The sequence below is a fragment of the Chitinophagales bacterium genome, from assembly GCA_020636535.1.
Lineage (GTDB): Bacteria > Bacteroidota > Bacteroidia > Chitinophagales > JADIYW01 > JADJSS01.
In genome coordinates, this window is record JACJXT010000012.1 from 214,558 (window position 1) to 228,781 (window position 14,224).

Here is a 14,224-nt window from a genome sequence, read left to right on the forward strand (position 1 = left end):
TAAGAAAAAAAAGAAAAACTATCGCAATACTTCTATATTGCCTTCAGCTAGAAAGAAACCACGAAGTGCGTCGTAGTCTATGGTAATTCGTTCCAATTGTAAATCGTTAACAGTACCACTAATCCACGAGTTGCCTTCTTGAAATGAATTGATTTGTTCTTGTGCTAAAATTTTGGCATTTTGTATTTCTTCTCTAAAATCATATACTAAAAAATCAGATAATGATTTTACTATCTCTTGATGGTAATTGCTATCAATCCATTTTAGCATTTTACTTTCGGTTTGTAGTGTATAATTTAAGTTTCTTGTTCTAATAGTATATCTAGGATGATTGAATGACAAAGAACAAATAAGTGTAGCAATGCCATCTACTGTTCTTTTAAATTTCCACCATTTTGCATGAATTTTAAATGGTACTACAATTTCTGCTTTTGTACCAACAGATGATATAGTAAAACTATCTATATAAATACTATATCTATTTGGCTCTATATCGTAAGTTTGTTTTGCAAAATGAAAATTAAAGAAATTGCCAATTTCTTTATAGTTAGCTTTTGCTTTGAGTAAGATATTAAACTTGTAATTCGTAGTATTTTTACTCCAACTAGCAATATTAAAACTTAGTAATCGCCTAGTATTCTCAATTCTTTTTTGAACTATATTTTCTACATACGACTGAATAGATAAATCTACTTTTGCAGTGTCAATCTCAAAGGTAGTATCTTGTTTGTAAATTTCTATAGGTTTAAGCGTAAGCAGTTGTAACCATCGCTTATTTGTAAATAAATATTTTTGAAGCTGTTCCCAAATGTCAGCATAGGAAGTATCACCTAATATCCTATCAAAAATACTCATTCTTCAATTCATCAATTCATAACAATATTAGTAATAAATAATAATATCTTTGCATCGTTTTGACAAGTAATGATGAAATAAAAGCACCAGACTGGATAATATTTATCGGTCTGTCAATTATTTGGGGATTTTCTTTCTTTTTTATTAAGAAAGGATTGCTATTTTTTAATCCAATTCAAGTAGCTGCACTTAGAATGTCTATTGCATTTTTGGCGTTAACACCTTTTATTCTTCTTAATCTAAAAAAGATAAAAATAGAACCATGGCAGTGGAAATTTGTACCATTGTTAGGTTTGTTTGGCAACTTATTTCCTGCTTTATTTTTTTGCTTTGCACAAACAAAAGTAGCAAGTGGTTTAGTAGGAATTATGAATGCAACTACTCCATTATTTGTAATGCTATTAGGTGCTCTATTTTTTGGCGTACCTATCACGAAAAATAAAATTTCCGGTGTTCTAATTGGTTTTTTTGGTGCTGGATTAATTATTCTATCTAAAACTAAAGCCATACATAATCAACCATTTTCTATTCATATTATATTGCCATTGTTAGCGACTATGTGCTACGGATTAAATGCCAATATCTTTAAGAAATACTTTCAAAACAACCATCCATTAATTATTGCTTTAGTACAATATTCTGTAGTAGCATTGGTAACTATTCCGTACTTAATTTTTTCAGGAACAATAAAACAAATACAAGTAAACCCAATAGCAGCTTGGCAGAGTTTAAAATATTTATTGTTGTTAGGCGTTTTAGGTACTGGCATGGCTCAAGTGTTTTTTAATATATTGACACAAAGAACATCTGCTTTATTTGCTACAATGACTACTTATTTAATTCCAATAGTTTCTGTAATAATTGGATTATTTATTGGCGAACAAATTTTATTTATTCATATTATTGCACTTTTTATTATTTTGATAGGTGTATACTTTGTTACTAGAAAAAGAAAAGTTGTAGTTAATTAATGTGATGAATTTTTCTTATTTCCATTAAAAGTAGGACAACCACACTTTTTAGATTTATAAGCAGCACAACTACTCATTAATATCAAACAAGCTAATAAAACAAGCAATGGTTTAATTTTTCTTCTAAGCATGATTAAATATAGTAGATAAAATTCTATTTTTATAAAAAACGAAAATTTATGTCATTTATTATCGCTTGTAGAGATAAAACACCAAGTATTGGCAAAAATTGTTTTATAGCACCAAATGCTACTTTAGTTGGCGATATTATTTGTGGTGATGATTGTAGTTTTTGGTTTAATACAGTAGTAAGAGGTGATGTAAACAGTATCGTCATTGGCAATAAAGTGAATATTCAAGATAATGCTACGATACATTGTACTTATAATAAGACGAAAACAATTATTGGCAATAATGTTTCTATTGGACACAATGCTATTGTGCATGGTTGTACGATAGAAGACAATGTTCTCGTAGGTATGGGTGCTATTATTATGGATAATTGCTACATAGAAGAAAACGCATTAATTGCTGCTGGTGCTGTAGTTTTAGAAAATACAAGAGTAGAAGCTGGAAGTATTTACGCTGGTGTTCCTGCAAAAAAAGTAAAGCAATTAGACAGCGAAACATTTAAAGACCAAAACGAAAGAATTGCCAATAATTATTTATTTTACGCTTCTTGGTTTAAAAATGTAAACGATAATGAGTAAACAAAAAATATTGTTTTTATCACCATATCCATTTGGAAAAGCACCAAGTCAACGATTAAAGTACGAACAATATTATCCGTTTTTTGAAGCTGCTGGTTTTGATATTACTACAAGTTCTTTTATAGATGATGACTTATGGTCAGTTATTTATAAAAAAGGAAATTATATAAAAAAAATACTTGGAGTAGCTAGAGGTTATTTAAGACGATTAAGAGATTTATTTCGCATAAGACAGTTTGATATAGTATACAACCACCTTTGGATTACACCTTTAGGTTTACCAATAGAAGAATACTTATTTACTAAAGTAGCTAAATCATTTGTTTACGATATTGATGATATGATTTATTTATCTCCAAATAACAGTTGGTGGTATAAAGCAATCAAAGGAAAATACAAACCAATAATATTAATGAAGAATGCTAATTTTGTTTTTACATCATCACCAAGCTTACAAGAGTTTGTAAATCAGTACAACAAAAACAACACACTTATTTTAGCAAGTTATGATACCCAAAAATTTCAACCAATAAAAGAACATCAACAAAAAGAAAAGGTAGTTGTAGGTTGGACAGGCACACATTCTACACTAAAATATTTAGAAATCGTAGCACCAACTTTATTAAAACTACAGCAAGAAAAGAATATTGAATTTTTAGTAATTAGCAATGCACCATACCAACATAAAAATTTAAAAGTAAACAATATTGAATGGAATGCTACTACAGAATTTGAAGACCTAAAGAAGATAGATATTGGCATTTATCCATTAGAAAAAGACCAATGGGTATTAGGTAAAAGTGGTAACAAAGCATTGGCATATATGAGTTGTGGAATTCCTTGTGTAGCAACTGCTTATGGTACAAATAATGTAGTTATTCAAAATGAAGTAGATAGTTTTTTAGCCGATGACACAAATGATTGGGAAAAATATTTGTTGAAATTAATTAATGATGTTCACCTAAGAAAATCTATAGGTATAGCTGCTAGAGCATCTGTAGAAAAAAGGTTTTCTTTAAGTGCTAATAAAGATAAATACATTAATGAGTTGTTAAAATTGATAAACAAGAACTAATGGTTTAATATTTAAATGCTTGACTTTGTATATCTTTACAAAAAAACAACAAAATATGAAGAAACTCTTTGGTTTTGGATTTTTTATCTTGATAATAGTAACTATTTTTAATTCTACAGCGTGTAAAAACGATAAAAATAAAAATGTAGCTGCCGAAAATGCAATAGATTCTTTAGAGCATGCCTACGATTTATTGCCAGAAGAACAACAGCAGATTATTAATATTGTAAAAGAGTGGAATACAGTACACAACGATACTGCTTATTTTGATGATTTAATTAATTTTTATAATTATAATGTATTGTTCTATAAGAAAAATTTTAGTGCCAACTCTGTAGTGGCTACTAAAAAATATAGAATTAAAGGAGCTAAAACATATCGACAATTAATTATTGGAAGAATTGGTATCTATCCGTCAGATACTGGCGAGTACAAATGCGAGTTCTTGAAAATGGTGAATATCAACAACAAAGCTAAGGTGTATCATTCCTATTTAATTTTTGATAATATTAATGGCGAATGGAAAATTATTGTAGAAAGCGACAAAGAATCGGATAACAGACCAGATATGGTTAGTTTATTTGAATCGTTTCAAGAAAGCGAGTCAAAAAGTAAAGGTGATTTTAATGGCGACGGTGAAGATGAAGACTTAATCATTATCAAACCACAGCAAGATAGCACAGGAAAATACATTACTACCAAAACAAAAATTTCATTTACCAATTTCGACTTACCTGAAATAGAAGTTCCAAATTGCGTTGGTGTAAATGTACTCAACGAAAATGATGTAGATGGCGATGGTTCAGATGATTTTTCTATCGTAGTGAAAAAACCAGATGGCAGTGTTGGCGATGTAATTTTGTTTGCCTTTCATAGAGGAAAATGGGAACAAATAGCAAAATTCAAAGCACCATCTAAAGAAGTGTTTGGCTCTAGACAAAACTTAATTGAGTTTGCAGGAAGTGGTAATGTAAAAATTAGAACAGCAGTTACAGACTCATTGGGTAACGACTCATTAATTATTAAGACGATAAGTACTTGGGAATAATGTATATTCCAAAACACTTTAAGCAACAAGATATAGATAAATTGCATAGTTTTATGCAGCAGTATCCATTTGCTATTTTAATTACTACAGAAAATAATAAACCAATTGCTACACATCTACCATTTGTAATTAACAAACAAAATAACAGCATCATACTTACATCACATATAAGTAAACAAAATAATCAATTAAATAATATAGAAAATAAAGAAGCATTAGTAATTTTTCAAGAACCACATCACTACATTTCTCCAACTTTGTACGAACATGAAAAAAATGTACCCACTTGGAATTATGTAGCAGTACATTGCTATGGAAAACTACAACTACATACCAACAATGAACAACGCATTGCTGTTTTAGAACAAATGATAAACAGCTTCGAACCAAAATATCGAGAACAATGGAAAACGCTAGATGATACCTATAAAAACAATTTATTAAAAGGAATTGAATCTTTTGACATTGTTGTAGAAGAGATTCAAGGAAAAGAAAAACTGAGTCAAAACAAAACAGCACAAGAAAGAACCAATATTAAAAACCACTTACTACAACAAGAAGACAGCAATGCACAAGCACTAGGAAAAATGATGTAGAATAAATAATTTAACAATAAATATATTGGTTTTTACTTTTTAAATACAGAAGAAAACACTTGACATGGCGTAAAGTTAATTATTTAATGAGAAATTTCTACCACAATGTTCGCCCTTCTTTTGGCTAGGTACTGTTTATTAATAATTTAGATTTAAACGAATCTTAAAGGTGATACAGCTACGCTGTATTTTATAAATTTTCTATCATTTCTAATAAGGTTGAAGTGCTACGCACTTATTAAGTTGCTAAAATATAATACCAAATTAAATACTTATACTATTTTTATGTATTTTTAAAATTAAACTAAAGTTAGTATAAACAATATACAATATGTCAAGTGAAAATAATTGAGTTGGCGTGAGTTTTTACCTAGATTTATAAAAGTTACCAATGTTAGCTAATGCATTTTATTATTCGTTCAAAACTTTGTTTACATAGTCTGTCCATTCGTATTGTGGAATTTCTTTGTCCAAATAGTAGTCTGGTTGTATCCCCTTTTCATCAATCGTAAAGTCTGGTATTCGCATACTTCTTGATAGCGAATAACCTAATTGAAATTCTTTACAAGGTGATTCTACAAAATACATATTAGAAATATCCAAAACTCCAAATGTAGTTACACCAAAGAGTTTAACTTTCTTGCTTTGTTTAGCTTCCAATAAAAATTGTTCTGCTGTACTACCATTAGCTTCGTTAATAATAATACCAATATTTTGTGGAAAAGGGTAAATTGTATCTTTTTTATCTTCTGAAACTATGGACTCATCCAAATTTACAAATTGCCCTAACTTACTTTCTAATTTATCATATGCTTCTTTAGCCCATTTTTTATCTTCTTCATCAAGACCATATTCAGAGTTACTAATAAAGTCGAGCATTCTTTGGTTGTTGAGTTTTGTTGATAAGAACTCAACACCGACTGATCTAATGGGATTGGTATATAAATATGGTATAATTGAACTATACGAAGCATCACTTCCTCCTCCATTATTTCTAATATCAATAATAAGATTTTTCATGCTTAGTAATTTTTCATTATTCGCATTAAGTATGCTGTCAATACTTCTTTTGTAACTGATATTAAATGAAGGTATTCTTAAATATAATGTTGTTTCGTTTAGTTTTTCAATGTATGGCTGTTCTGCATTTAAAGCATTGAAATATTGTGCGTATTTAGGATCATCTTCAATTTTAGGATAAATTCTTGAAAGAGTAAAATGACCTATTTGTAGATGGTTGTTTCCCGTCATTGTTACACTATTGTATTCTACCGCGGAATGGTCACGCATATAGAATACAGCATTTGCGTTGTCTTCAGTTATGCTAATTTTTAATTTTACTTGTTCTTTTGTCCAAGTTTCTACACCTGATTCAATAATAAACCCAATATAATTATCGCCTTCTTTCTTAATTCCGATTGTATATGGTCCAGTTTCCCAAATTCCCTCATAATCGAAATCTTTCTTTTTATCTAAATATTTTTTGAAATTTTCTGTATTAATAGTATAAGTTTCCCAATTAGAGAATTGCTTTTCTGATTTTATAGCATTGTTTTGTTGGAATTGCTCAGTAATACTTATTGCAACATGCCCTGAACGAAAGAAATTTAACCACTCATACAATATGGGTGTGCATTCGGTAAGTGTTTTTACATTTTGCACTTTATCTAAAATCCTTTTATTGTGGTCGGCATATGATTGTTCGCCTTTGGTTTTTAAAGCATATTGAAATCCTGCATCATTTTCTTCGAAAGTTTTCTTAACCCATTCGTAGTTAGCTTTGCAATCACAATTTTGTGCAAATGAAAATATGGCTACAAACAGTAAAAAAAATAGGATTAAATTTCTTTTTGTCATAATATCGTCTATTTTAACGAAGCGTTGTTTTACGCTTACGGGTAACTTATTTATTAACTGCATTAACTTGCTGTAATTTTTTCAGTAAGTTTTTGCTATAACAAGGTACTCAATTATTTTTAATTTTCAAATATTTTATTAGTAGTTTATAGTGTTTTTTTAATTAGTAAGCTGAGTTCGGTTTAATAATTATTATAAAATACTGTTTATTAATAATTTAGATTTAAACGAATCTTAAAGGTGATACAGCTACGCTGTATTTTATAAATTTTCTATCATTTCTAATAAGGTTGAAGTGCTACGCACTTATTAAGTTGCTAAAATATAATACCAAATTAAATACTTATACTATTTTTATGTATTTTTAAAATTAAACTAAAGTTAGTATAAACAATATACAATATGCCAAGTGAAAATAATTGAGTTGCGTAACACTTAAAACTATGACAATGCTATAAAAATCGTTATAATACTTTTATTCTCAGAGTCTTCTTGCGAATGAGACTGTGATTCAGTAAATGACATAAATAGTTATAATTTATTATGCTGTTCTGGTTTTATTAGCACAATTTGCATAAGGGATAGAACGGAAAGCCCACAGCGATGTTGTAAACGAGCGAGGACTTGTAGTGATAGCCCGACCGTAACGCAGTGAAGGTTATGCTCAAATAAAAATTAAACAAGTTTGAAGTACAAATAAAAAAAGGAACACTGTTAGGCATTCCTTTTTTATTATAAATTGTCCTTTTTCTTACTATGCAAATATAAAGGACTGTTTTTACTTTAATGTGGATCTATAAATCGTTCATCATTTAAGAAATCGGTATCGGTAAGTGATTTTAAGAATGCAATTATTTTAAGTTTTTCATTATCTGTCATTGCAATTCCATTTATCAATAAACTGTCTGTTGTTGAAGTTACTATAATTCCATTTGCATAATGCTCTAAGACTTGATTTAACGAATTGGCTATTCCGTTATGAAAATATGGTGCAGTATACTCTATGTTTCGTAACGATGGCACCTTAAATTTACCTTTATCGTTTGGATTTAGTGTAACTGCTTCTCTGCCAATATCTGCTAAATTATTGCCGTTGTTTCTAAATGAACCGTCTGTAAAAAATGGTTCTGTATGACAAGCGGCACACTTTTGCCGAAAGAGTTGTAGTCCTTCAATTTCTGTTGTAGTTAAAGCATTTTGATTGCCAGCAATATATTGGTCGTATCTTGAATTGACAGAAACTAGACATGCTTGAAACTGACTGAGTGCTTTTAAAATTGTTGCTTCTGTTATTGCTTGAGTACCAAATACATTTTTAAATTGCGTAACATATTCTGAATTATTATACAATCTATTAATAATTGTATCTATCGTATTATCCATTTCTACATGACTTGTAATGGCATTTAATGGTACTAAGTCTAAATTAAATACACCACCATCCCAAAAGAAATCATTTTTCCAAATGAGATTTTGTAGTGCGAGCGTATTTCGAGTACCTATTCTATCATCTACTCCATGACTTACATCGTGATCTGCGTGAGCAAAGCCAGCATATTGTTGATGACAGTTGGCACAGCTTATAGTATAATCTAAAGAGAGCAATGGATCGTAAAATAATTTTCTGCCTAATTCAAATCCTTCTTGTGTAATTGGATTGTTGTTTAAATTATATTTAGGTGTTCCAAATTTTTCTGGCAAGTTAAGTAATGCTTGTTCTTCTATACTTTCTTCTTTTTTACAAGCACTTACTAGTATTAAAAGTAATACTATATATTTAATATATTTCATAATAAATAATTTAAAAAGAAGGCAAGTTGTTATGCTCTTACCTTCTTTAATTATAAAAATTAGTTTGGATTATGAAAATGATCGAAACTAAACATATCGGCATAATTATCAGCTACTTGAACAGACAATGGACTAAACATTATGGTAGGATTTGCTCCAAGACTTAATGTATTTGGTGTTTCAAATAGATTTAAAACATCTGCCATTATATGCATTTGAGTAGTTTTGTTTGATTTTACAACTCCTACAGAAGCTGGATTAGAACTTTGTATTGTAATTTCTTTTATATTATTTATTGTAGGTGTACTATAACCACCAAATCCACCAATATGATATTTATAGTTTCTATTTGGGTTTGTTGTGGTTGAGTCTATTTGTGGTGAACTCCCTTCAATTTTCAAGAAAATATAACCAGAATTCCAAACCCAATACATTCCTTCTGAACCACTTAAAACACCTGTCCTTTCTTCAATTGGTTTGTCTGTATTGGTTAGTGAATCTATACCTAAAACAAATTTAATGCCTTTATAATTTCCTGTTGGAATATTATTTAGCACTATTTCTTTTGACGCAGCATCATCTGCCTTTACTAAGAAAAATGATGAATCCTTTGGATAAGTATAGAACGCTCCATCTTCTTTAATGAGTTGAATATTACTTATATAATAATTAAACTTAGTTACGGTAAATGTATCTCCATTGGCATTAACATAGCTTTCATTATTTAAAACTAGTGCATCATCTCCTACCACATTTTCTAAAACAACTTGGAATGAACCAGTTGTAGTGGTACTTATATCTTCCTCTTTTGAACAAGCTGACATTAGAAGAACAGATAGGAATATTATAATATTAAATTTTATATTTGTTTTCATTTTATATTTTTTATATTTTTAATAATTTTACATTGGATGTATGTGAAATTCTACTTCGGCACTTGATTCATTTTCGTTATGATCTACTGCTGTTATTGTTAAAATAGCATCGGTATGATCTGGAACAACAATAGATAAAGTATCTAAATAAGTATATGGATTGCTGTGTAAGTGCGTCATTGGATAGTCGTACAATAAAGAATCGTCTGACAGTCTGTTGATGGTAAAACCAACTTCGTGTATGTCTTCGTCGTTTATCGTAAAGTTGATGATGACTGAATCTTTTTTGAATTCTTGTGCTGCTGTTGGACTATTAATGACAATGCTTGGTTGTGTTACATCTTCATTTTTTTCGCATGCTATTACTACTGTTGCTACTACTATAATTAATAGTGCTAATAATTTATTTGTTTTCATTTTATATTATATTTTAAATTAATGTTGAAAATTTGTTTTTGTTGTATGTTGTTTGCTGTTGTGATTTGATACATTGGTTGCTGATAACTGAACGCAAAACTCCATTGTTTGATTAATGTTTCTAATCCTAAAATGGTAGATAGCATATAGTAACCAGAATTGTTTTGGATAAAACTATTGTGCAGGTTTTTGTCGTTAAAATCTGAGCTTAGTGCAACAAATGGTTTGATGCTGCACTTGTTAAAATCTTTTAAGTAAGCACTCATTAGAGAAACGATATAAGTATTTCCATATTTGTATTTTTCTTTATTATAAGTGTTTATTTTTAAATTTACAGATTCGTTGATTATCCAATTTTTTATTCTGAAACTATACGATTGATTGAATAAGAAATCTACACTCTTAGAACCAAAGCTAAAGTTTTGTAGTAACTCGTAATCGTTTTGGATTTGCTTACCTGTTGGCAATTCTATACCTACGCCAAAATTAAGTTGGTGTTTTTTAAAGATAGAGTCTTTTGCTTGTTTGTCTATTACTGTAAAGTTGCTGAGCAATTGCATATCGCCTACATTAAAACTTTTATTGCTTACTTGTGTAGCATCTACATTATTTAGCAATAACAATGGTAGATTTACTCTAAGTGCAAGCCAACTTTTTGGTGCATATGCTCCTTGTAATACCAACGCATTGATGGTGCTATACTTCATTTGTTCGCTATTCTTAAAGTCTAACTTTCTGTATTGCCAAGTTGCTGCTACAAAGCTTTTGTTTTGTTGATTTAAAAAATCGCTGGCTAATGCATTGCTGGCACAACTACAAAAATCGCAACTGAATACTGCAATACTATAACATACGAATAGTACTGCTAAAATATTTTTTATCATTATAAATAATTATATTTAATTTGAATTACCATGATTTTTATTACATGGTTATTTACTTGGATTACTTTGTACTTGTTTTGATTTATAGTTATAGCTATATCTTAAAAATTTGTCACAATATAAAAAAACTGTCATCGAAGTATAATAAAGAAGTTCATAGATTCCTTCTTTCGAAGGAATGACGCTTTATGTTAATTTAGCTATAATACTGCTAAAAAAGCTACAAATCTTGAAACTCGCTTTGCATTCTTGTTTTGAACTGAGATTGCCACATTTTTTCGTTCCTCAAAAATTCGCAATGACGGTTTTTATAATTTATTCTCACTGAACCAGCCTGCGGTTGGCAGGTTTATTGAAGTCATTATTGTTCTGCTCAGAAAAATTAGATAATTACACCATTCTTCTTTTAGTATGACTCATCGTAATAAATAAATTAGCTTAAACCAAAATAAGTTTATGCAATAAAGTGCTGTGGTGGTTTTAGTAAGTGGTTTTCAAAACTAAAATGATAATAAAATTTATATTCTTTAAATATATTTTTATATACTTTACGCTGATATACAATTGGCTGAATGCTAAAATCATTATTTAATGCAGTAATTTCTTCTGCTACACGATTTAAGATGCCATTTTCGTCTGAGTCTTTTTGTTTTGTGTTTTTTTCTAAAGTTTTTTCTAAATGACATTGACCATCGCAATGCATTTCTGGTTTGTCTTTATTCTCACAATAAACTTTAGTAATATATGTTTTATTCAACTGATAAAATCCAACAATAAGTACTTTTTGCATAGATGAAGTTATCATCCCTAATAAAAAAAACCATGCTAGAATATTTTTCAATTGTTTTGTTTATCGTTCTTCAATCGGAAGATATGACCTTAAGGTATCTCCCATATAAATTTGTCGTGGTCTACCAATTGGCTCCTTGTTGTCTTTCATTTCTTTCCACTGAGATACCCAACCTGGCAATCTTCCTAGTGCAAATAATGTAGTAAACACATTTGTTTCAAAACCAATAGCATTATAAATAATTCCTGAATAGAAATCTACATTTGGATATAAATTTCTTGATTTGAAATAATCATCACTCAATGCAGCTGCTTCTAATTCTTTAGCAATTCTTAGTTTTTCGCTTTTAATGCCTAAGTCTTCTAGTACATTATCGCAAGCTACTTTTATAATTTTTGCTCTTGGATCGAAGTTTTTATATACTCTATGACCAAATCCCATTAGTCTAAAACCACTTTCTTTGTCTTTAGCCATGTTTACAAACTTTTCGGTATCTCCACCATCTGCTTGTATTGCTTCTAATTGCTCTAGTACTTTTTGATTGGCTCCACCATGAGCTGGTCCCCACAAAGCGTTAATTCCACCAGCAATGGCTGCATACATATTTACGCCAGAAGATCCTACAATTCTTACAGATGAAGTAGAACAGTTTTGCTCGTGATCTGCGTGTAAAATCAATAATTTATCCATTGCATCTAATACTACGCTTGATGCTGGTTTGCCAAATGCCATATTCATAAAATTGGCAACATAATCTAAGTTTGCATCTGGAGCAACAAAATCTGCACCTTGAGCATTTCTTATAACCATTGCTACTAGCGTAGAAAACTTAGCTAATAGTTTTACGATATCATCGTCGTTGGCTTGTGTTGCTTTTGGGAAATATGCCGACAATAAAACACATGCTGATGATAACTGTGCCATTGGATGCGTATCTTTTGGCATTGCTTTTATTACATTAGCAATTTCTTGTGGCACATCTGCGTATTCTCTTAATTTGCTTTTTAAGCTATCTAATTGTGTTTGATTAGGTAGTTCTCCATGAATTAGCAAATACATTACTTCTTCAAAAGAAGCTTTATCGGCTAAATCGGCAATATCATAACCTCTGTATCTAAGAATTCCTAACTCACCATCTAAGAAGGTAATTTTACTAGTAGTAGCACCTGTATTTTTATAACCGAAATCGAGTGTTACAAAACCAGTGGCAGCTCTTAAATTAGCTATATCTATTGCAGGTTCATTTTCAGTTCCTATTATTACATCTAGCTCTACTGTTTTTCCACCTAAATTAATATTCACTTTGTCTGACATAAAAAAAATTTCTGAAGCATAAAAATAAGCATTTTTAAGCTACTTTACATTAAGATATTATTACATAGAACAATTGATTTTACTCTGTCACTAATTTTACTTGTAATTCTGGAATGGCATGAGGCACTAAACCGCTGTGTATGCATATTTTAGCTGCTCGATCTTTAAATATAAAATTGACAAATCCTTTAACTAGTGGATCGACTGACTCATTAAATGCAACCGTTAATTGCTTTTGATAGATTTTTGGATAGATTTCTTTTGCAATATTATTTTGATTCAATGCAATTGTAGTATCTTTCTCTTGAACTGCTAATACTTTTATTTGATTCCTTCTTTCGAGATGTTTTTTATCGTAAGGATTACTGAATACTGAATAATTAACTACTGCTACGCTGTTTGGATATTTATCTAAATTGCCGATGAGTTCGTCGATGTTTTCAATTACAGCTGCTTTACTAAGTATGCTAGAATCTTTTGTAATTGATATTATTTTTTTAGGCACACCAGATTTTGCATTAGAAAAAAACAAATTATTAAAACTATTCAGTTTATTGATATCTAAACTACTTACACTATTATTTTTTGATGTAATGAAAGCTAAAGCATCATAAGCAAAAACCATTTGTTTTCCATTTGTTGCTGTATGTTGATTGTGATAAATTATTTCTGTATCTGATAGTGATCTAGATATAATTATATTTTGAAGTGAATCGTATAGATATGCTTTAATTAAGTCTTCTTCGTTTTTATAAACTACATTGATTGTTGATTTATCATAAATATTTTCAAATGCTTGCACCAACTGGTCGATTAAGTATTTTAATTGAATGTCTGCATAAATAGTTGTTGTTCCACTAAAATAAGTATTGGTGTTAGTTGGATGATTTCTTTTGCAACTAAAAAAAACTAACAGTAGTATAGGAAATAATATTTTTTTCATGAGTTTTCAAATTTATCTGAATTAAAAGCTCTATAAATTCTAAAGATACCATATGCGATAAGCAAAACCGCAAAGCCAATTTTATAATAAACAGACAA

14 protein-coding genes are annotated in these 14,224 nt (G+C 29.6%); 5 read left to right on the forward strand and 9 right to left on the reverse strand.

What is annotated here, in order from left to right; all coding sequences use genetic code 11:
- Positions 1-18: 18 nt before the first annotated feature.
- Positions 19-855 carry a DUF4403 family protein gene (locus H6553_10670; protein ID MCB9034291.1) on the reverse strand — a complete coding sequence of 279 codons (837 nt, stop codon included), beginning with the start codon at positions 853-855 and terminating at the stop codon, positions 19-21.
- A gap of 59 nt (positions 856-914) precedes the next feature.
- On the opposite strand from H6553_10670, the gene H6553_10675 reads away from it, so the two are divergent.
- The 5 genes from H6553_10675 to H6553_10695 all read left to right on the forward strand — a co-directional run bounded on the left by H6553_10675 (position 915) and on the right by H6553_10695 (position 5,255).
- A complete protein-coding gene (locus tag H6553_10675) occupies positions 915-1,826 on the forward strand; it encodes a DMT family transporter (GenBank protein MCB9034292.1) in 912 nt (303 codons plus the stop codon).
- Positions 1,827-2,005: 179 nt separating this feature from the next.
- A complete protein-coding gene (locus tag H6553_10680) occupies positions 2,006-2,536 on the forward strand; it encodes a gamma carbonic anhydrase family protein (protein ID MCB9034293.1) in 531 nt (176 codons plus the stop codon).
- Entirely contained in the window at positions 2,529-3,611 is a 1,083-nt protein-coding gene (locus H6553_10685) for a glycosyltransferase (protein MCB9034294.1), read from the forward strand. The genes H6553_10680 and H6553_10685 overlap by 8 nt, the downstream gene beginning before the upstream one ends.
- A 55-nt stretch (positions 3,612-3,666) precedes the next feature.
- A complete protein-coding gene (locus tag H6553_10690; protein ID MCB9034295.1) occupies positions 3,667-4,659 on the forward strand; it encodes a hypothetical protein in 993 nt (330 codons plus the stop codon).
- On the forward strand, positions 4,659-5,255 hold the full coding sequence (locus tag H6553_10695; protein ID MCB9034296.1) for an FMN-binding negative transcriptional regulator: 597 nt from the start codon (positions 4,659-4,661) through the stop codon (positions 5,253-5,255). The genes H6553_10690 and H6553_10695 overlap by 1 nt, the downstream gene beginning before the upstream one ends.
- 411 nt (positions 5,256-5,666) lie before the next feature.
- Here H6553_10695 and H6553_10700 read toward each other — a convergent pair whose 3' ends face one another.
- From H6553_10700 to H6553_10735, 8 genes are all read right to left on the reverse strand, one after another.
- The gene (locus tag H6553_10700; protein MCB9034297.1) at positions 5,667-7,112 is read right to left on the reverse strand and encodes a peptidase S41; all 1,446 of its coding nucleotides are present in this window, start codon (positions 7,110-7,112) and stop codon (positions 5,667-5,669) included.
- Positions 7,113-7,895: 783 nt separating this feature from the next.
- Positions 7,896-8,903: a cytochrome-c peroxidase gene (locus tag H6553_10705; GenBank protein ID MCB9034298.1), complete on the reverse strand. Its 1,008-nt coding sequence runs from the start codon at positions 8,901-8,903 to the stop codon at positions 7,896-7,898.
- Between the two features lie 59 nt (positions 8,904-8,962).
- Positions 8,963-9,778 (reverse strand): hypothetical protein, encoded by an 816-nt coding sequence (locus H6553_10710; GenBank protein MCB9034299.1) that lies wholly within the window; start codon positions 9,776-9,778, stop codon positions 8,963-8,965.
- A 27-nt stretch (positions 9,779-9,805) separates the two neighbouring features.
- Positions 9,806-10,195 carry a hypothetical protein gene (locus H6553_10715; GenBank protein MCB9034300.1) on the reverse strand — a complete coding sequence of 130 codons (390 nt, stop codon included), beginning with the start codon at positions 10,193-10,195 and terminating at the stop codon, positions 9,806-9,808.
- Positions 10,192-11,079 (reverse strand): hypothetical protein, encoded by an 888-nt coding sequence (locus H6553_10720; GenBank protein MCB9034301.1) that lies wholly within the window; start codon positions 11,077-11,079, stop codon positions 10,192-10,194. Before H6553_10720 ends, H6553_10715 begins: the two co-directional genes overlap by 4 nt.
- 454 nt (positions 11,080-11,533) lie before the next feature.
- Positions 11,534-11,884 carry a hypothetical protein gene (locus H6553_10725; protein ID MCB9034302.1) on the reverse strand — a complete coding sequence of 117 codons (351 nt, stop codon included), beginning with the start codon at positions 11,882-11,884 and terminating at the stop codon, positions 11,534-11,536.
- A gap of 45 nt (positions 11,885-11,929) precedes the next feature.
- Complete coding sequence (locus H6553_10730) at positions 11,930-13,183, reverse strand: citrate synthase (GenBank protein ID MCB9034303.1); 1,254 nt, start codon at positions 13,181-13,183, stop codon at positions 11,930-11,932.
- A 79-nt stretch (positions 13,184-13,262) separates the two neighbouring features.
- On the reverse strand, positions 13,263-14,126 hold the full coding sequence (locus H6553_10735) for a substrate-binding domain-containing protein (protein ID MCB9034304.1): 864 nt from the start codon (positions 14,124-14,126) through the stop codon (positions 13,263-13,265).
- Positions 14,127-14,224: the final 98 nt, after the last annotated feature.